This is a genomic window from Mesorhizobium sp. A623 (assembly GCF_054489405.1).
This window is the reverse complement of sequence record NZ_JBTMXB010000006.1, coordinates 52814-69508: the sequence shown is the minus strand read 5'-3', so window position 1 is coordinate 69508 and position 16695 is coordinate 52814. Positions and strand designations below refer to the sequence as shown.

Here is a 16695-nt window from a genome sequence, read left to right as displayed (position 1 = left end):
GATCGAAAAGCCGAAACCGGTTTTTGGGCAGCATCCTTTAAAGTAGCCCGGCCTTTTTGGCTTCGTCGCGAAGGTTCTGGCGCGGGCGCGGGCCGATCTGCTGGATCACCAGGCCGGCGGCCAGCGAGCCGAGATCGCCGCAGGCCTTCAGGTCGCGCCCTTGCGTATAGCCGTGCAGGAAGCCGGCGGCGTAGAGATCGCCAGCGCCCGTGGTGTCCACCAGTTCGCCGATGCGGGCCGCCTCGACCGTCACCGTCTCGTCGCCGCGCACGATGACCGAGCCGTGCTCGGAGCGGGTGACGGCGGCGAGCTTGCAGTCTTTTCGGATCAGCGCCACGGCGTCGTCAAAGGAATCCGTCTGGTAGAGCGATTTTATCTCGTTGCTGTTGGCGAAGACGATGTCGACGGTGCCCGAACGCATCAGGTCCAGGAACTCGTCGCGGTAGCGGTCGACACAAAACGAGTCCGACAGCGTCATTGCCACTTCGCGGCCAGCGGCATGTGCCAGCTTCGCGGTCTGGCGGATCGCCTCCTTGGCCAGCGGCGGGTCCCACAGATAGCCCTCGAAATAGGTGACCTTGGCGTTGCTCGCCTTGTCGCCCTCGACGTCGTTGGGGCCAAGCTCGACGCAGGCGCCGAGATAGGTGTTCATCGAACGCTCGCCATCCGGCGTCACGAAAATCATCGAGCGCGCGGTGGGCGGGTCTTTTTCGAGCGGTTTCGTGTCGAAGGCGACGCCATGGGCGCGGATGTCGTGGGTGAAGATGCCGCCCAGATGATCCTGCGCCACCTTGCCGAAATAGGCCGAACGGCTGCCGAAGGAAGCGATGCCGGCGGCGGTGTTGCCCGCACTTCCGCCCGACGCCTCGATCGCCGGTCCCATGCGGCTGTAGAGAAGTTCGGCGCGGCGCGCATCGATCAGGTTCATCGCGCCCTTGACGATGCCGTTGGTTTCGAGGAAGGCGTCGTCGCACTGTGCGATGATGTCCACGATGGCATTGCCGATGCAAAGCACGTCATAGTCGGGCATTCATGTCTCCGCCAAAACCCTGAAATCTGCAGGCGGCTTGCCATGCGGGGGGCACGCCTGTCCAGCCGCTTGTCGCTTTCGAGGCGATTACCGCAGCAGAAAGCCGCGCCCCAGTTCATCGTCCGGCTCCAGCGCGAACTCCGCTTTTCCGCTGTAGAAGGCGCGGCCGCCGACGCGCGCAACGATGGCGTCGTGCTCGCCGGCCGTGGTCGTCCTCGCGACAGAGCCGGAAAAGCGCGAACCGACGATGCTTTCGAACTCCCTGGTCTGGCCAATGCCGATCTGGCCCTTGGCGTGCATCGCGGCAAGGCGCGCGGTGACGCCCGAGCCGGTCGGCGAGCGGTCGACCTCGGCATCGGCGAAGACGCAGACATTTTTGGTCGGCTCGGCTGAAAACGCGTCCTTTCCATCGGTCAGGATGGTGCCGTAGAGAAAGCCGAGATCGGCATGGTCGGGATGCGCGAGAGGGAAACCGGCCTGCAGCGCCTGCGTCAGCGCGGTCGCGGCATCGACAAAATCGCGGGCGCGGCTTGTGCCGAATTCCAGCCCGAACTGCCGGCAGTCGGCCAAGGCATAGAATGCGCCGCCATAGGCGACGTCGAAACGGACCCTGCCGATGCCGGGCAGGTCGATTTCCCGGTCGCGGGCGAAGAGAAAGGCCGGCACGCTTTCGAACGACACCGCGCCGGCCTTGCCATCGCGCACCTCGACCGAGGCGACGACCAGCCCGCACGGCGCCTCGATGTTGACGACCGTCACCGGCTCTTTTTTCGCGACGATGCCCTGATCGACCGCGTAGCGCCCGAGCGCGACGACGGCATGGCCGCACATGGTGGAATAGCCTTCATTGTGCATGAACAGCACGGCAAGGTCGGCGCCCGGCAGATCGGGCGCGACCGGCAGCACGCCATACATATCGTAATGGCCGCGGGGCTCGAACATCAGCATTTTGCGCAGATGGTCGAGACTGGCGCGCACATAGGCGCGCTTTTCGAGGATGGTGCCGGCGGGGATCGCCGGATATCCGCTGGTGACGATGCGCACCGGCTCGCCGCCGGTGTGCATGTCGGTCACGGTCAGGACAGACGTCATGCGCCGTCCGTCGAAAACATCTTCTGCAGCCGCGCGAACGCCATGGCGTCGTTGCTGAAGGCGAAGGTGCCTTTCTCCAGCATTTCCTTGGAAGCGCGCTCCAGCATGCCGAAGGTGAAATTGGTCAGCTTCGAACCGAGCGAAATTCGCTTTGCCCCGGCTTGCTCCAGTTCGGCCATCGTGAAACCCGGCACCGCCAGCACATTGACCGGTTTCGAGACCGCCGAACAGATGGCGCGCACGGTCTCAACGTCGGTGATGCCCGGCGCATACAAAACGTCGGCGCCGGCTTTTTCGAAAGCCTGCAGGCGCTTGATCGTATCGTCGAGATCGGGGCGGCCATGAAGGAAATTCTCCGCCCGCGCGGTAAAGACGAAATCGCGTTTCAGCGCCCGCGCGGCCTCGACGGCGGCGGCGACACGCTCGACCGCATGCGAAAAATCGTAGATCGGCTTGCCGTCGTCGCCGGAGAAATCCTCCAGCGAGCAGCCGGCTAGCCCGGCGGCCTCGGCGGCGAAGATGGTTTCGGCGGCGCGTTCGGCGCTGTCGCCCTTGCCGCGTTCGAGATCGGCGGAAACCGGCAGATGAGTGGCGCTGACCAGTTCCTTGCAATGCGCGATCATCGCCTCGAAGCTTATGCCGCCGTCGGGCAGGCCGCGCGAAAAGGCAAAACCCGCGCTGGTGGTGGCGAGCGCCTTGAAGCCGAAGGAAGCCAGAAGCTTTGCCGTGCCGATGTCCCACGGGTTGGGAATAATGAAGGTCGAAGCATGAAGATCGCGAAAAATCGTGCCCTTGTCCATGGAAGCATCACCCTTGTCCGAGCGGAAACAGGAACTGAGCCTACCCCCTCGCTGCGTGGTGGGCAAACAGATGTGATTGGCTCAGAAAGCGCTGCCGGCAGCTTATGCGAGGGGCACGAGCGCCGCCAGTTCGCGCATGTCGTCGAACAGGATGCCGCCGGCGCCGGCCAGTCCTTCACGGTCGGAATGCGGGTCGCCATGGTAGGAGAAAACACGCATGCCCGCCGCGATGCCGGCTTGCGTTCCGGCCACGCTGTCCTCGATGACGATGCAGTCGGCCGGTGCGGACCCCATCGTCTTCGCGGCATGAAGGAACAGATCAGGTGCTGGCTTGCCGTGCGCGACCATGGTGGCGCTGAACAGCACGTCGGAAAAATGCGGCAGCAACCCGGTCTGGCCGAGCGTCAGCAGCATCTTGTCAATCCGGGCCGAGGACGCGACGCAATGGGCGATGCCGGCGGCCTGCACCGCTGCAATGAAGGTTTCAACATGCGGGATCGCCTCAACGCCCGCGCCGAACAGATCGGGCAGCCCGCGATACCAACGCTCGACGAAATCGTCGCCGAGATCGGTGCCGGCAGCCTTCAACTCGGCATGGACCGAAGACAGGCTGCGGCCGCAAAACTCTTTTCGCGATTGCTCATAGGTGACTGGATAGCCGGCCTCGGTGATCCATTGCGCGAGCCGCCGGTTGGCAAGCGTCTCGGTATCGACGAGCACCCCGTCGCAATCGAAGATGACCAGCTTCGGCGCCGCCATTCAGGCGGTACCGGTCGAGCCGAAACCGCCCGCACCGCGCACCGTCTGGCCGGCGGCATCGCGTTCCTCGACGGTCGCTTGCGTGACCTGCGCGAAGACGATCTGGGCGATGCGCATGCCGCGCGTCACCACAAAATCCTCGTCGCCGAGATTGACCAGCAGCACCTTGACCTCGCCGCGATAGTCGCTGTCGATGGTGCCCGGCGTGTTCAGGCAGGTGATGCCGTGCTTGAAGGCAAGACCCGAGCGCGGCCGGACCTGCCCTTCCATGCCCAGCGGAATTTCCATGGTGAAACCGGTCGGCACCAATGCGCGTTTTCCGGGCAGGATCAGAAGCGGCCTGTCGTCGTCGACGGCGGCGCGCAAATCCATGCCGGCAGCGCCGACGCTCTCATAGGCGGGCAACGGAAGACCCGCGCCATGCGGCAGGCGAACGAAACCGACGGCGGGGCCGACGACGAATGATTTCGGGGATGATGCGGACATGGTGAACCTATCGGGCGGTGGATCGGCACCGTCAATTGCCGAACACCTCTATCAACGGATTTCTTACCCGTTGCGAGGGGGGTCGGGTCGGGCATTTACGGTTTGTTACCCATGATGAGCGATTGTGGCGGCATCGCAGCCTGCCAGAAAGATCACCACAATGTGCCGATGGGCGGCCTATCTCGGCGAACCGGTTTTCCTCGAAGACATCGTGTCGGCTCCCTGCCATTCGCTGGTGGCGCAGAGCCATTGCGCGGAGCAGGCCAAGACATCGACCAATGCCGACGGCTTCGGCCTCGCCTGGTACGGCGAGCGGCCGCAGCCCGGGCTTTATCGCGATATCCTGCCGGCCTGGGCCGACGCCAATCTGAAAAGCCTGTGCGGGCAGATCAAATCGGGCCTGTTCCTCGCCCATGTCCGCGCCTCTACCGGCGGCGCCACCAACCGCGCCAATTGCCATCCTTTCGTCAGCGGGCGCTGGTCGTTCATGCACAACGGCCAGATCCTCGGCTTCGACAGGATAAGGCGGGCGTTGGAGGCGAGCCTGCCGGAAGCGCTCTACGACCAGCTCGAAGGCGGCACCGATTCCGAGCTTTTCTTTCTCCTGATGATAGACGAGGGGTTGGCCGTAGATGCGCAGGCGGCGGTGTCTCGCGCCACGGCGCGCGTCTTCGACGCGGCACGCAACGCCGGCATCGAACCAGCGCTGAAGCTAACCGCCGCCTTTTCCGATGGCGAGACGCTGCATGCCGTGCGCTATGCCAGCTACGGCGAGGCGCCGACGCTTTATACCGGCCCGTTCCGCGACGGCATCGGGCGGTCGCTGGTCTCCGAACCCTTGGACCGCGAGGGCGAACAGTGGCAGGCGATCCCGCCGTCGAGCTTCGTCACCATGACCCGTTCCGGCATCACGGTGCGGCCCTTCGCGCCGGCCGAAGCCGCCCAATTGTCGCTGGCCGGCTGAGCCAGTTCGGGCGCTTTCATTTCCGTTCGACATGGCAGCAGCGGGCTGGTAAAAGCCGGCGCATCAACGGATTCCCGAAATGACCGAGACGATTAAAGACGCCGTGCCGCGCCGCCGGACCTTCGCGATCATCGCCCACCCCGACGCCGGCAAGACGACGCTGACCGAAAAGCTTTTGCTATTCGGCGGCGCGATCCAGCTTGCCGGTGAGGTCAAGGCCAAGAAGGACCGCATCCAGACGCGTTCCGACTGGATGAAGATCGAACGCGAGCGTGGCATCTCGGTCGTCACCTCGGTGATGACCTTCGAATATGGCGACAACGTCTTCAACCTGCTCGACACGCCCGGCCACGAGGACTTTGCCGACGATACCTACCGCACCCTATCGGCAGTCGACAGCGCCGTGATGGTCATCGACGCCGCGCGCGGCATCGAGCCACGCACGCTAAAGCTGTTCGAGGTGTGCCGGCTGCGCAATATTCCAATCATCACCTTCGTCAACAAGATGGACCGCGAGGCTCGCGACACATTCGAAATCCTCGACGAGATCGAACAGAAGCTGGCGCTGGATACCGCGCCGATCACATGGCCGATCGGGCAGGGCAAGACTTTTTCCGGCACCTACCATCTGGCCGATAATGCCGTGCGCCGGGGCGATGCCGAAAAAGAGCGCACGCCGGTCAGCGGCCCGGATTCCAACCGCGTCGCCGGCCTTTTGCCGGAAAACCAGCGCGAGGCCTTCATCGAGGAACTGGAGCTGGCGCGCGTTGCATGCCGCCCCTTCGACCTCGAAGCGTTCCGCGAGGGGCACCTGACGCCGGTCTATTTCGGCTCGGCGCTGCGCAATTTCGGCGTGCGCGACCTGATCGAGGCGCTGGGCGCCTACGGGCCGCCGCCGCGCGCGCAGGAAGCCGACATCCGCACGGTCGAGGCGACCGAGGAGAAGATGACCTCCTTCGTGTTCAAGATCCAGGCCAATATGGACCCGAACCACCGCGACCGCATCGCCTTCGTGCGCGTCTGCTCGGGCCGGCTGGAGCGCGGCATGAAGGCCAAGCTGGTGCGCACCGGCAAGCCGATGAGCCTGTCGGCGCCGCAGTTCTTCTTCGCCCGCACCCGCGTCACCGCCGACGAAGCCTATGCCGGCGACGTGGTCGGCATTCCCAACCACGGCACGTTGCGCATCGGCGATACGCTAACCGAGGGCGAGGAACTGCTGTTCCGAGGCGTGCCCAACTTCGCGCCGGAAATCCTGCGCCGCGTGCGCCTTGGCGACGCCATGAAGGCCAAGAAACTGAAGGAAGCGTTGCACCAGATGGCCGAGGAAGGCGTGGTGCAGTTGTTTTCGCCGGAGGACGGCTCGCCGGCCATCGTCGGCGTCGTCGGCGCGCTGCAACTCGACGTGCTGAAGGAGCGGCTCAGCGTCGAATACATGCTGCCGGTGGATTTCGAGATTGCGCGCTTTTCCGTCTGCCGCTGGATTTCGGCCGACGACAAGGCCGAAGTCGACCGCTTCATCGAGGCGCATCGCGGCGATATCGCCCGCGATCTCGACGAGGACCCGGTGTTTCTGGCGCAGCACGCCTTTTCGCTCAACTACGAAGCCGAGCGTTGGAAGGCGATCCGCTTCGCGGACGTGAAGGACTATCAGGTGCGCGACGCTTAGAGCCCGATCACACCGGCAGACCAAAAGCCTTTCGGGCAATCAGGCAGTCGCCGTCGCCCGGCATGCAGGCGCGGCAGACATCGGGACGGATTTCGTAAATCGTGCAGGAAGTGGCTTGGCCGACCTTGCCGGCCAGCGCCGAACAGCGCGCGCCTTCGCAGCGCATGCCGGTTTCGTTGACAGCCACGAGCTTGGCTGGAATCCGCTCAAGCTGCGCGTCGTCTTCCATAGAGAAACGGGGCCACTCGGATGAGTAAGAGCAGCACGCGCCGCAGCTTTGGCAGTCGAATTCCGGGATAAGCGGCAAAGCAGTCGCCAAAGGCGTTACTTTTTCTTTCGGCCCCTGGCGGCCGGCTTTACGGTTTCCGCCTCGAACAGATCGGCGTCGCTGCCCGCTGCATCCGCTGTCGATGTCTTTTCATCGATGGCCGGAGCGGGCTTGCCGGCCTTTGCCGGCGGCGTCTTTGACTGATCCTTGGTCGAAAACTTTATCGCCATGGATCAATCCTCATCCGAAAAGCGGGACGACACTGCGCGTGGGTTGCGCAACCGGCCGATCAGCGCCGCGACGGCGGTGATGTTCATTTCCTCGGGCGACCAGTTTTTCGCGTCCTCGATATGACGTGGGGCAAGCTCGCGATGCGTGCTGCCGCTATAGGCGGCCTCCGCATGCACGGTCACCTGGTGGGTCTTCTTGTCCTCGAGCGCATATTCGATCAGGTAGTTCGGGCATTCCGAGCGGCTGAGCACGCCCAGCCGCACCTGTGCGTCGCCATGAACGCGCCGGCAATGCTCCAGCTTTTCAAGGACGCGTCGAACATATTCGACCGGCTTGGTCAGCCGTTCGACGACATCTGCAATGGTCGAATCGGCGGCGATGCCGTCCTGTACCGCACGTTTAGCCATTAGCGTCGTCCCGTCCGTTTCGGCGCAGCCTTGGTGGCCGCCGCCAGTTCTTCCGCTTCCTTTTCCAGCCGCAACTCCCGCAACCGCGCGGTCTTCACTTCCCGCGCATGGCTGGCCGCTTCCTGCTCCGAAACGATCCGATTAAGCGACATGGCCTGGGTTTGCGTCTTGCTGAACATGGATTCGGCCTGGTCGCGGGATCGCTTGGACGGTTCGCTCACATTCTTGCTCCTGACCTAGAGTGCCCCTGATAGAGCAAAAACCATTGCAGTACCAGAAATCGACCCGGTCGCTTCGGGGCGCCCCTCACGCGGGGCGAAAACTGAAAGAGGCCAGGCCTTCGCCTGACCTCCCGTAAAATTCCACGCCGCCGGCGCCAGTACATCCGTGGTCGCCGGCGCGTTGAATTCGTGTCAGCCCGCCTTCAACTGGTCGGCGGACATCTTGCCGGACTTGTTGTCACGGACCATCTCGTAGCCAAGCTTCTGGCCTTCGGCGAGATCGCGCATTCCGGCGCGCTCGACAGCGGAGATGTGGACGAAGACGTCGGCCGAACCGTCGTCAGGCTGGATGAAACCGAAACCCTTGGTGGCGTTGAACCATTTAACTGTGCCTGTGGCCATAACGAACCCTTTCCATGGCAATACTCGTTCACCGCCGCGCGGATGCGTTGCGGTTTTTCGTCCCGATTTTTGATGGGAAGTTCGTCAGGAGCGCGCTGTACGCGCGCATAACAAAAGTCGTTCAAGCAAATATCGACAAGGCATAGGTAGGCCTGTTCCGGCCTAAAGTCAAATTCCGGTTCGAAGGGCAGCAAACAGGACGGCCGCTGCGCCGGTTATTTTTGCCGCGCAAGCGCTTCGCGAACCGATACGGCAAGCGCGCGCAAATCGGCTTCATCCAGCCGCCCGATCCCTTCCGCCAGCAGATTGGCAAGCTCGGTGGCCGCCGGCGTCAACCCCGACGTGTCGAGGATTACGCGCGGTTGCGACAGCTCGGCCAGCCGCGCCAGTTCTTCCGCGTCATCCCAGATGACGTTGAAATAGCCGATGATCTTCTGGATCAGCGTCCAGCTCGGCGCGCTGCGGCGACCATGCTCCAGCGCCGAAAGATAGGCCGGGCTGACGCCGATGGCGGCCGCCATCGCCTTCTGGCTGACGCCGCGCTCGTGCCGCAAGGCGCGCATCTTCTCGCCGAGCGGGGTCATGGTCTGGTCCGCCGCAGCCGCACGTAAAGCGCGCCCGCGCCGCCGTGCTGGCGCGCCGCGTGGTCGTGGCTGGAAACCAGCATGCGGAAAGCCGGCGTGGAAAGCCATGCCGGCACCGAACGACGCAGCACCCCGTCGCCGCCGGAAGAAGAACCCTTGCCGGTGATGACGAGCACATAGCGGATGCCGCCGGCATGCGCGCGCTGCAGGAAGGAGAACAAAAGCATGTAGGCTTCGTCCTGCGTCAGGCCGTGCAGATCGACCCGGCCCTCGATCGGCAGGCGGCCCTTGGACAGTTTGTCCAGCGTCGGCTCGTCGAGGACATGCGAAACCCGCATTGTCTTGGCCTTGGGCGCGGCGGCAGGGACTGAAATGGCTTTGGGCTGCTCGACCGGCATCGCCTTCGGGTCGAGGATCGCGGCAGGAACCGTGACTGCAATCGTCCCCTTCAATGGCTTTGCCGTTCGCGCCACGAGGCTCCACAGGACCCGGTCTTCCTCCTTCAGCCCGCTTTCGGGAAGCCGCTTCATCGATTCGGCCCCGAAACGAGGCTGCGGGGAATCAGCGCGTAGAAATCCGCTGGGTTGCGGACCACGCCGGCGATCTCGCCCGCCGCATCACCTGACCCGGCAAACAGGTCGCCGCGCGCCGGGCCGGTAATGGCCGAGCCGGTATCCTGCGCGATCATCAGGCGGCGGAACTTTTCGCCGCCGAACGCTGTCAGCGTCGACGCGTCGATGTAGAACGGCGTGCCGAAGGTGTGCAGCAGGCGGTCGACGGCAACCGAACGGCCCGGCGTCAGCGGCACCTTTGCTGCAGCAATGGGACCAAGCGCTGGATCGTCCACCGCCGCCTCCCGGAAGAAAATATAGGAATGATTTTGCCAGAGAATCTCGTCGATTCGGCCGGGATTGGCCTTGAACCAGGCGCGAATCGACTGCATCGTCACTTTTTCGAGCGGAATTTCGCCCATTTCCGCGAGGATTTTGCCCGGACCCGAGAAACGCTGGCCGGATTTTGCGGCATAGGTGACGCAGGTTATGCGGCCATCGGGCATGACAAGCCGGGCGGCGCCTTGCACATGGATGAAGAAGGCGTCGACCTTGTCGGCCAGCCAGGCGATTTCCAGCCCCTTGCCGGCCAGCGCGCCGCGTTCGATCGATTCGCGTCCGAAATATTCTACCGACCCAGCGGGCGTTTCGCGGGCAAAAGCGAGATAGGGGTCCATTCCGTCCGGGCGGTTGGCATCGTCGACATCGACCAGATCGACGGGTCGTGCCAGCAACGGGACGGAGAAAGCGTCGGTGCGGACCGGGGATGCGGCGACTTCTGGCTCGTAAAAGCCGGTGACGAGACCCGCCTCGCCCGCTTCCGGCACGATCAGGGCCGGTGCGAAAAACCGTTCGAAAAAGGCCCTGGCCTCATCTCGATTCGCCAGCGAAACGTTTCGTGCCGCTTCATAGCTGTCAGCGAAAGCGCCAAAATCCACGCCAAGCGAGCCCGAGCGGTAGGGCTTGGTCAGGACATGGATGGCAGAGCGGCGGAATGCCTCGAAGGCGGGCAAATGATCGTCCCGCACCCAGCCGGGCAACGCCAAGAACGGCGTGGGGAGAAAAAGCGCAGAGAGCGACATGAAGGCCTCGCTGCCGCCCGAAAAATCAATCTTCTTCTTCGGTCGCGACCAGCTTCCAGTTCGGATCGCGCGAGCGGCTATCGCGGGCGAATGTCCAGACATCCTTGACCTCGGCGACGGTTTCCGGATCGCCGTCGACAACCGTGCCCGCCTGGTCGAGGGTGGCGGAAATAAGCTCGCTGACGATGCGCAGCGTGATGTGCGCCTCGCCGCCCTTCATCTCGGCCGAGACGATGTCGGCCTTGTCGATGCCGACGAAGGACGACTGGATTTTTTCCGACTTCGCTTCGCGTTCGCCGATCGCGGCGACGAAGCCGTCATAGACTTCGCGCGACAAAAGGTTCTTCAGCGTCTTCCGGTCGCCATCGGCATAGGCCATGACGATCATCTCGTAGGCCATCTTGGCGCCGTCGACGAAGGTCTTGGGTTCAAACGTCGGGTCGTTGTCCTTGATGGTGCGCAAGCCCTTGTTGAGATCGGTATCGGGCTTGGCGAATGCGTCGATGGACGCATAGGCATCCACGGGCGGCTCGCCGGGCGCGCGCTTGCGCGGCAGCGAAATGACGTTCTCCGCCGCGCTGGTTGCATCCTTGGCCGTCGTCCGGCTCGCGGTATAGGGATCGAAGGGCGGCCGCTCGCTACCGGTGCGCCGGCCGAGCACGTTGCGCAGCTGGAAGAAGATCACCACTGCCGCGACCAGAAAGAAAATCGTGCCGAAGTCGAAGAATCCCATGTCTTGCGCCATCAATCCCTGTTGCGGCCGGTAACGGCCATCCATGCCAGCGCATGGCGTTCGATCATCAAAGCATATAGAACGTGCCTTGCAATCATTCAAATCAAAGGCACGCATACCTATCTAGGGTCGGGAGTGCCAGCGGCGATTGCGTGCGCATGGCCCAACACGAACCGATCGGGCAAGAATTGCGTATCTCGACCCTTCCTTTGCTGTTTTTAGCGCTTCCTTTCCTGGAAATCGCCGGATTTGTCGTCGTCGGCCGTCACATCGGCGCCCTAGCGACGGTCGGGCTGGTTCTCGCCTCCACCGTGGCGGGATCTATGCTGCTGCGCCACCAGGGTTTTGGCGTCATGCGCCGCGTGCAAGCCGAAATTGAGGCCAAGCGCGACCCCAGCCGCCAGCTTGTTCACGGCGCCATCATGGTGCTGGCGTCCGTGCTGCTCATCGTTCCCGGCTTCATCACCGATCTGTTCGCGCTGCTGCTGCTTTTGCCGCCGGTGCGCGATTTTGCCTGGCGCGCGCTGAAAAGCCGTGTCGTCGTTGCCGGCAATTTCGGCATGCCCGGATTCGGGGGCGGTTTTCGCCGCCGTGACGAAAACAAGACCATCGATCTCGACAATGACGACTTTTCCCGCGATGGCGCAAAGCCCGACCCCAACTCGCCATGGCGCCGGCTCAAGGACGAGTGAGCCGCCGGTCACGGCAAGCCCGGAACAGTGGAAAACCTTGTCTTGTCATGCCGCCCATGGTAGCCAACGCCCGATTTTAATTCGGGCCCAGACGGCCCAGGCAAGAGGATAGGGCTTATGGCCGAGAACAACGACGCGCCGGCCGGCGCTGCAACCAACGGAACCGGCGCGCAGCCTTCGCTCAACGTGCTTGCCCAGTATGTCAAGGATCTGTCGTTCGAAAGCCCCGGCGCGCCGAATTCGCTGCGCGGCCGCGACAAGGCTCCCGGCATCGCCATCAACGTCAACGTCAACGCCAACCCGCTGTCGGACAACCAGTTCGACGTCAATCTGACGCTGAACGCCAAGGCCTCCTTCGACAAGGAAGTGCTGTTCAACGTGGAACTGGTCTATGGCGGCGTCTTCTCAGTCAGCGGCTTTCCGCAGGAACACATGCTGCCGATCCTGTTCATCGAATGCCCGCGGCTGTTGTTCCCGTTTGCCCGGCAGATCATCGCCGAAGCAACGCGCAATGGCGGCTTCCCGCCGCTGATGCTCGACCCGATCGATTTCGCGCAGATGTTCCAGCAGAAAATGGCCGAGGATCAGGCCGCTTCCAAGGTCCAGGTCAGCTAAGACCAACCAGACCCCTGCCCTTCATGCGAAAAACCCGGCCTGGCGCCGGGTTTTCTTTTAACGACTGGCGACTTTGAGCCAGAGCGCCTTTTCGCCCAGCGTCTCGACCATGCCGGCATGGGCCGCACGGTCTTCCTCCGTCAGCCGTGGTGGCAACGGCACTGGCCGCGCGCGAATGGCGACGGTAATTTGGCCTATCTCCCGGCGGTCGGCGGCCGGGGCCATGCTGTCGAGGCCAAGGGCTGCCTGCTTGCCGCCGATCAGCTCGATATAGACCTCGGCCAGCAGTTCCGAATCGAGCAGCGCGCCATGCTTGGTGCGATGCGTGTTGTCGATGCCGTAGCGGCGGCACAGCGCGTCGAGCGAATTCGGTCCCATCGGATGCTTCCGGCGCGCCAGCGCCAGCGTATCGATGACCCGAAGCGGATCGATCACCGGGTGGCCAAGCCGCCCGAACTCGACATTGAGAAAGCCGATATCGAAGCCGGCATTGTGCGCGACCAGCTTGGCCCCGTCGATGAAGCTGAGAAACTCTTCCGCGATTTTGTGAAAGCCAGGCTCGTTGGCCAGGTCGGCGGCGCTGATGCCATGCACGGCCTGCGCGTCCGGGTGAATGGCGCGGCCCTGCGGATTGATGAATTTATGGAAGACGCGGCCGGTCGGGAACCGGTTGACCAGTTCGATCCCGCCCAGTTCGATGACGCGGTCTTCCCGCGAATCGAGGCCGGTGGTTTCCGTGTCGAAAATGATTTCACGCAAATCAGCAAACTCCGCCAAGCGAGGGTTTTGCCCCAAAATGGCGATTCGCGCCATGCGGGGCAAGATCACGAGGCGGGCGGCGCGGCCTTATCCCCCGCGAGTTCGACGACAATCCTTTGCACCGCCGCGCGGGTGGTATCGAAACTTCCGCCCGTATCGATGATGAAATCCGCCTGCCGGCGCTTTTCGGCATCGGGCACCTGCCGCGCCAGGATCGACGCCAGCTTTTCCTCGCTCATGCCCGGCCGTGCCAGCACGCGCTCGCGCTGGGTGTCTGCCGCAGCGCTGACGACCACGACCTTGTCGACACGGTCGCGCCCGCCCGTCTCGAACAGCAGCGGAATGTCGAGAACGACCAGCGGGACATTGGCGGCGCGGTGGCGCGCGACAAAGGCATCGGCATCGGCGCGCACCAGCGGGTGGACGATGGCTTCCAGCCTTTTCAGCGCCGCCTTGTCGCCGAGGACGCGCCCGGCCAGCCTTGAGCGGTCAACCACACCGTCGACAACTGTTCCCGGAAAAGCCGCCTCGACCAGCGGCGCGGCGCGGCCGGCGTAGAGACGATGCACCGCCTCGTCGGAATCGTGCACCGGCACGCCGGCTTCAGCGAACATTTTCGCGGCGGTCGACTTGCCCATGCCGATCGAGCCGGTGAGGCCCAGCACGATCATATCTTCTCGCCTCCAAGATCGGCGACGATCAGCCCGCGCAGTTCCGAAGTCACCTCAGGGCGGACGCCGAACCAGTGCTCGAAACCGGGCACGGCCTGATGCAGCAGCATGCCCAGCCCATCGACCGTTTTCAATCCGCGCTGCCGCGCAGCGGCGAGCATGGGCGTTTCCAGCGGCACATAGACGATGTCGGTAACGATGGCGTGGCCGGGCAGCCGCGCCGGATCGGCCGCAAGCCCCTCATTGCCATGCATGCCCAGCGCCGTCGTGTTGATGAGCAGACCGGCATCCGCCAGCAGCTCGTCGGTCGCTGCCATCTCATGCGCAGAAACGCCGACGCCAAAGCGATGCGCCAGTTCCTGCGCCCGCGAAAGCGTGCGATTGACGATGCGGATGTCTTTCACGCCGCGCTTTTTCAGCGCATGGATCACGGCGCGAGCAGCCCCGCCGGCACCCAGCACCACTGCAGGGCCGTTCTGCGCCCAGCCGGGAGCATATTCATCGAGGTTGGCGGCAAAGCCATGCGCGTCGGTATTGCCGCCGCAAAAGATACCGTCTTCAAACCACAGCGTGTTGACCGCGCCGATTTCTTCCGCCGCCTCGTCTCGACGCTCAACCGAGGCGAAAGCCGCTTCCTTGTGCGGGATGGTGACGTTGCCGCCGCGGAAACCCTGCCCTTGCAACCCGGCCAGAAATGCATCGAAATTTTCCGGAGCCACGTCGATGGCCTCGTAGCTGCCGTTGATGCTGTACTGTTTCAGCCAGAAACCGTGGATTTTAGGCGAACGGGAATGGCCAATGGGGTGGCCAGTCACAAATGCCTTCTTCATGCGCTCAGCCATCAATGGCTCCCAGCTTGCGCAGTTCGGCCAGCACAGCGAGCAGCGGCAGGCCGACAATGGTGAAATAATCGCCCTCGATAGTCTCGAACAGCTGGATGCCTTCGCCCTCGATCTGGTAGGCGCCGACGCTGCCCAGCGCCTTTTCGCCGACGCGCGCCAGATGGCGGCCGATGAAGGCCGGGTCGAGCTTGCGCATGGTGAGATTGGCAATGCCGCCATGCCGCCATAAAACGACGCCGTCGCGCACCAGAACGGCCGCGCTGTTCAACTGATGCGTCTTTCCCGACAGCGCCAGAAGATGCCGGCGCGCGCCTTCCATGTCGGCCGGCTTGTGAAACACTTCGTCGCCCAGAGACAGCGTCTGGTCGCAGCCGAGCACCAGGCTGCCTGGCTTTTTCTCGCTCACATCGACGGCCTTGGCTTCGGCCAATACCAGCGCGACATCCTCGGGAGAAACGCCGCTATCCTGCAACGGCGCTTCGAGCGCGCGCTCGTCGACGCCGGCGGCAATCGCCTCCACCGCAATGCCGGCATTGACCAGCAACGCCTTGCGGAACGGGCTTGAAGAAGCGAGGATGATTTTTTCGGTCATGTTCTTTCCCGGTTATCGTCTCGGCTCGATGCGGCTATCGCTTGCCGCGCAAGCCCATGATCGCGGCCGCGGTTTCCTCGATGGAGCGGCGGCTGACATCGATCATCGGCCAGCCATGACGGGTGCAAATTTTGCGGGCGTAAGCGAGTTCCTCGGTGATTGTCGCCCGGTCGACATATTCGTTCGGCTCATAGCCCGCGGTCGTGCCAAGCGTGCGGCTCTGGCGGACATGAGAGATGCGCTCCGCCGTCGCGATCAGCCCGACGACCAGCGGCGTTTTCGCCTCGATCAGGCTTTCAGGCACCGGCACGCCCAAGACAATCGGGATATTGGCGGTCTTGATGCCACGGTTGGCGAGATAGATGCTGGTTGGCGTTTTCGACGTGCGCGAGATGCCGATCAGCACGATGTCCGCGTCTTCCATGTTGAGCGGCAATTGGCCGTCATCATGTTCCAGGGTGAAGTTGAGCGCATCGATGCGCTGGAAATATTCCGCGTCGAGCACATGCTGCGCGCCGACGCGGCGACCCGCCGGTGCACCGAGATAGGACTGGAACACGCTCAGCACCGGCTCCAGCACCGAGACGCATGGAAGACCCATGGCCGCACAGCGTTCGTCGATGACGCGCGCCAGATTCTGGTCGACCAGCGTATAGAGAATGATGCCGGGTTCTTCCTCGATATCGTCGAACACCTTCATCACCTGCTTTTCCGTGCGGATGAGCGGATAGATGTGCTCGATGGCGCGCGCGTCCTTGTATTGCGCCGAGGCGGCACGGCCTGCCGCCAGCAGCGTTTCGCCGGTGGCGTCGGAAATCAGGTGCAGGTGAAAGAAGCTATGCGGTTTGTTCACAGGGTCTCTGGATGGGTTGTGGGTTGATGTGGACAAGGTCGGTACCCGGGACGGTTAGGAAAGACCGGACTGTATCAGATGCCCAGTTGTCCACAATTCGATGCGGCGAGAGATTTTTCGGCGGCTGGGGACAGTTGTGGGGATCGACAGGACTGGCTCTGCCTTATCCCCATCGGTCTGGCCGGACTGATCTTTTACAACCCTGATTAAAAAGGATAATTCCATGTTTTCCCCGTTGTTCTCAAGCCCCCGAAAAACAATACGCGACAATATGCTGTCTGGCCTTTTTGCCGCCTTTTCTGGACAAGAGCCAACCACCACAACCAACAGACTCTTAGAATCAGAAGACTCTTTTCGATAGAATCTTTAATTATAGATAGATTAGGGAATAGGAG

General features: G+C 63.2%; 23 protein-coding genes. 4 read left to right on the top strand and 19 right to left on the bottom strand.

What is annotated here, in order from left to right:
• Positions 1-37: 37 nt before the first annotated feature.
• From ACX3P1_RS08320 to dut, 5 genes are all read right to left on the bottom strand, one after another.
• A complete protein-coding gene (locus tag ACX3P1_RS08320) occupies positions 38-1030 on the bottom strand; it encodes an adenosine kinase (RefSeq protein ID WP_459079103.1) in 993 nt (330 codons plus the stop codon).
• 87 nt (positions 1031-1117) lie between these two features.
• Entirely contained in the window at positions 1118-2122 is a 1005-nt protein-coding gene (locus tag ACX3P1_RS08315; RefSeq protein WP_459079102.1) for a proline racemase family protein, read from the bottom strand.
• Positions 2119-2922 (bottom strand): isocitrate lyase/PEP mutase family protein, encoded by an 804-nt coding sequence (locus ACX3P1_RS08310; protein ID WP_459079101.1) that lies wholly within the window; start codon positions 2920-2922, stop codon positions 2119-2121. Before ACX3P1_RS08310 ends, ACX3P1_RS08315 begins: the two co-directional genes overlap by 4 nt.
• 102 nt (positions 2923-3024) lie before the next feature.
• Complete coding sequence (locus ACX3P1_RS08305; RefSeq protein WP_459079100.1) at positions 3025-3681, bottom strand: HAD family hydrolase; 657 nt, start codon at positions 3679-3681, stop codon at positions 3025-3027.
• The gene (gene dut / locus ACX3P1_RS08300; RefSeq protein WP_459079099.1) at positions 3682-4167 is read right to left on the bottom strand and encodes a dUTP diphosphatase; all 486 of its coding nucleotides are present in this window, start codon (positions 4165-4167) and stop codon (positions 3682-3684) included. It lies immediately after the preceding gene.
• A gap of 160 nt (positions 4168-4327) precedes the next feature.
• Here dut and ACX3P1_RS08295 point away from each other — a divergent pair, with 160 nt between their 5' ends.
• Complete coding sequence (locus ACX3P1_RS08295; protein WP_459079236.1) at positions 4328-5131, top strand: class II glutamine amidotransferase; 804 nt, start codon at positions 4328-4330, stop codon at positions 5129-5131.
• A gap of 79 nt (positions 5132-5210) precedes the next feature.
• The gene (locus ACX3P1_RS08290) at positions 5211-6797 is read left to right on the top strand and encodes a peptide chain release factor 3 (protein WP_459079098.1); all 1587 of its coding nucleotides are present in this window, start codon (positions 5211-5213) and stop codon (positions 6795-6797) included.
• A gap of 7 nt (positions 6798-6804) precedes the next feature.
• On the opposite strand, the gene ACX3P1_RS08285 is transcribed toward ACX3P1_RS08290, so the two are convergent.
• The 9 genes from ACX3P1_RS08285 to ACX3P1_RS08245 all read right to left on the bottom strand — a co-directional run bounded on the left by ACX3P1_RS08285 (position 6805) and on the right by ACX3P1_RS08245 (position 11276).
• Positions 6805-7104 (bottom strand): YkgJ family cysteine cluster protein, encoded by a 300-nt coding sequence (locus ACX3P1_RS08285; protein WP_459079097.1) that lies wholly within the window; start codon positions 7102-7104, stop codon positions 6805-6807.
• Positions 7105-7121: 17 nt separating this feature from the next.
• Complete coding sequence (locus tag ACX3P1_RS08280; RefSeq protein WP_459079096.1) at positions 7122-7295, bottom strand: hypothetical protein; 174 nt, start codon at positions 7293-7295, stop codon at positions 7122-7124.
• Between the two features lie 3 nt (positions 7296-7298).
• A complete protein-coding gene (locus ACX3P1_RS08275) occupies positions 7299-7703 on the bottom strand; it encodes a hypothetical protein (RefSeq protein ID WP_459079095.1) in 405 nt (134 codons plus the stop codon).
• Positions 7703-7924 carry a hypothetical protein gene (locus ACX3P1_RS08270; RefSeq protein WP_459079094.1) on the bottom strand — a complete coding sequence of 74 codons (222 nt, stop codon included), beginning with the start codon at positions 7922-7924 and terminating at the stop codon, positions 7703-7705. Before ACX3P1_RS08270 ends, ACX3P1_RS08275 begins: the two co-directional genes overlap by 1 nt.
• A 192-nt stretch (positions 7925-8116) precedes the next feature.
• Entirely contained in the window at positions 8117-8326 is a 210-nt protein-coding gene (locus tag ACX3P1_RS08265) for a cold-shock protein (RefSeq protein WP_459079093.1), read from the bottom strand.
• A gap of 215 nt (positions 8327-8541) precedes the next feature.
• On the bottom strand, positions 8542-8910 hold the full coding sequence (locus tag ACX3P1_RS08260; RefSeq protein WP_459079092.1) for a helix-turn-helix domain-containing protein: 369 nt from the start codon (positions 8908-8910) through the stop codon (positions 8542-8544).
• Positions 8907-9440: a Smr/MutS family protein gene (locus tag ACX3P1_RS08255; RefSeq protein WP_459079091.1), complete on the bottom strand. Its 534-nt coding sequence runs from the start codon at positions 9438-9440 to the stop codon at positions 8907-8909. The genes ACX3P1_RS08260 and ACX3P1_RS08255 overlap by 4 nt, the downstream gene beginning before the upstream one ends.
• Complete coding sequence (gene mltA, locus ACX3P1_RS08250; protein ID WP_459079090.1) at positions 9437-10543, bottom strand: murein transglycosylase A; 1107 nt, start codon at positions 10541-10543, stop codon at positions 9437-9439. Before mltA ends, ACX3P1_RS08255 begins: the two co-directional genes overlap by 4 nt.
• Positions 10544-10568: 25 nt before the next feature.
• The gene (locus tag ACX3P1_RS08245) at positions 10569-11276 is read right to left on the bottom strand and encodes a Tim44/TimA family putative adaptor protein (protein ID WP_459079089.1); all 708 of its coding nucleotides are present in this window, start codon (positions 11274-11276) and stop codon (positions 10569-10571) included.
• Between the two features lie 158 nt (positions 11277-11434).
• On the opposite strand from ACX3P1_RS08245, the gene ACX3P1_RS08240 reads away from it, so the two are divergent.
• Positions 11435-11968, top strand: a complete 534-nt coding sequence (locus ACX3P1_RS08240) for an FxsA family protein (RefSeq protein WP_459079088.1) — start codon at positions 11435-11437, stop codon at positions 11966-11968.
• Positions 11969-12085: 117 nt separating this feature from the next.
• On the top strand, positions 12086-12583 hold the full coding sequence (gene secB, locus ACX3P1_RS08235) for a protein-export chaperone SecB (protein WP_459079087.1): 498 nt from the start codon (positions 12086-12088) through the stop codon (positions 12581-12583).
• 57 nt (positions 12584-12640) lie between these two features.
• On the opposite strand, the gene dnaQ is transcribed toward secB, so the two are convergent.
• The 5 genes from dnaQ to ACX3P1_RS08210 all read right to left on the bottom strand — a co-directional run bounded on the left by dnaQ (position 12641) and on the right by ACX3P1_RS08210 (position 16300).
• Positions 12641-13342 carry a DNA polymerase III subunit epsilon gene (dnaQ, locus tag ACX3P1_RS08230; protein WP_459079086.1) on the bottom strand — a complete coding sequence of 234 codons (702 nt, stop codon included), beginning with the start codon at positions 13340-13342 and terminating at the stop codon, positions 12641-12643.
• Positions 13343-13407: 65 nt separating this feature from the next.
• Positions 13408-14013, bottom strand: coding sequence for a dephospho-CoA kinase (coaE, locus tag ACX3P1_RS08225; RefSeq protein WP_459079085.1), 606 nt, complete (start codon positions 14011-14013; stop codon positions 13408-13410).
• Complete coding sequence (locus ACX3P1_RS08220; RefSeq protein WP_459079084.1) at positions 14010-14855, bottom strand: shikimate dehydrogenase; 846 nt, start codon at positions 14853-14855, stop codon at positions 14010-14012. The genes coaE and ACX3P1_RS08220 overlap by 4 nt, the downstream gene beginning before the upstream one ends.
• Positions 14848-15447: a Maf-like protein gene (locus ACX3P1_RS08215; protein WP_459079083.1), complete on the bottom strand. Its 600-nt coding sequence runs from the start codon at positions 15445-15447 to the stop codon at positions 14848-14850. Before ACX3P1_RS08215 ends, ACX3P1_RS08220 begins: the two co-directional genes overlap by 8 nt.
• 34 nt (positions 15448-15481) lie before the next feature.
• Positions 15482-16300 (bottom strand): pyruvate, water dikinase regulatory protein, encoded by an 819-nt coding sequence (locus ACX3P1_RS08210; protein ID WP_459079082.1) that lies wholly within the window; start codon positions 16298-16300, stop codon positions 15482-15484.
• Between the last annotated feature and the right edge of the window lie 395 nt (positions 16301-16695).

Bases quoted from the DNA above. Each gene is read 5' to 3' on its own strand.
- ACX3P1_RS08305 (WP_459079100.1), bottom strand. From the start codon at position 3,681: ATGGCGGCGCCGAAGCTGGTCATCTTCGATTGCGACGGGGTGCTCGTC.
- ACX3P1_RS08295 (WP_459079236.1), top strand. From the start codon at position 4,328: ATGTGCCGATGGGCGGCCTATCTCGGCGAACCGGTTTTCCTCGAAGAC.
- ACX3P1_RS08260 (WP_459079092.1), bottom strand. From the start codon at position 8,910: ATGACCCCGCTCGGCGAGAAGATGCGCGCCTTGCGGCACGAGCGCGGC.
- ACX3P1_RS08255 (WP_459079091.1), bottom strand. From the start codon at position 9,440: ATGAAGCGGCTTCCCGAAAGCGGGCTGAAGGAGGAAGACCGGGTCCTG.
- secB (WP_459079087.1), top strand. From the start codon at position 12,086: ATGGCCGAGAACAACGACGCGCCGGCCGGCGCTGCAACCAACGGAACC.
- ACX3P1_RS08265 (WP_459079093.1), bottom strand. From the start codon at position 8,326: ATGGCCACAGGCACAGTTAAATGGTTCAACGCCACCAAGGGTTTCGGT.
- ACX3P1_RS08220 (WP_459079084.1), bottom strand. From the start codon at position 14,855: ATGGCTGAGCGCATGAAGAAGGCATTTGTGACTGGCCACCCCATTGGC.
- ACX3P1_RS08280 (WP_459079096.1), bottom strand. From the start codon at position 7,295: ATGGCGATAAAGTTTTCGACCAAGGATCAGTCAAAGACGCCGCCGGCA.
- dut (WP_459079099.1), bottom strand. From the start codon at position 4,167: ATGTCCGCATCATCCCCGAAATCATTCGTCGTCGGCCCCGCCGTCGGT.
- ACX3P1_RS08245 (WP_459079089.1), bottom strand. From the start codon at position 11,276: ATGGGATTCTTCGACTTCGGCACGATTTTCTTTCTGGTCGCGGCAGTG.
- mltA (WP_459079090.1), bottom strand. From the start codon at position 10,543: ATGTCGCTCTCTGCGCTTTTTCTCCCCACGCCGTTCTTGGCGTTGCCC.
- ACX3P1_RS08290 (WP_459079098.1), top strand. From the start codon at position 5,211: ATGACCGAGACGATTAAAGACGCCGTGCCGCGCCGCCGGACCTTCGCG.
- ACX3P1_RS08215 (WP_459079083.1), bottom strand. From the start codon at position 15,447: ATGACCGAAAAAATCATCCTCGCTTCTTCAAGCCCGTTCCGCAAGGCG.
- ACX3P1_RS08315 (WP_459079102.1), bottom strand. From the start codon at position 2,122: ATGACGTCTGTCCTGACCGTGACCGACATGCACACCGGCGGCGAGCCG.
- ACX3P1_RS08240 (WP_459079088.1), top strand. From the start codon at position 11,435: ATGGCCCAACACGAACCGATCGGGCAAGAATTGCGTATCTCGACCCTT.
- ACX3P1_RS08310 (WP_459079101.1), bottom strand. From the start codon at position 2,922: ATGGACAAGGGCACGATTTTTCGCGATCTTCATGCTTCGACCTTCATT.
- ACX3P1_RS08275 (WP_459079095.1), bottom strand. From the start codon at position 7,703: ATGGCTAAACGTGCGGTACAGGACGGCATCGCCGCCGATTCGACCATT.
- ACX3P1_RS08320 (WP_459079103.1), bottom strand. From the start codon at position 1,030: ATGCCCGACTATGACGTGCTTTGCATCGGCAATGCCATCGTGGACATC.
- coaE (WP_459079085.1), bottom strand. From the start codon at position 14,013: ATGATCGTGCTGGGCCTCACCGGCTCGATCGGCATGGGCAAGTCGACC.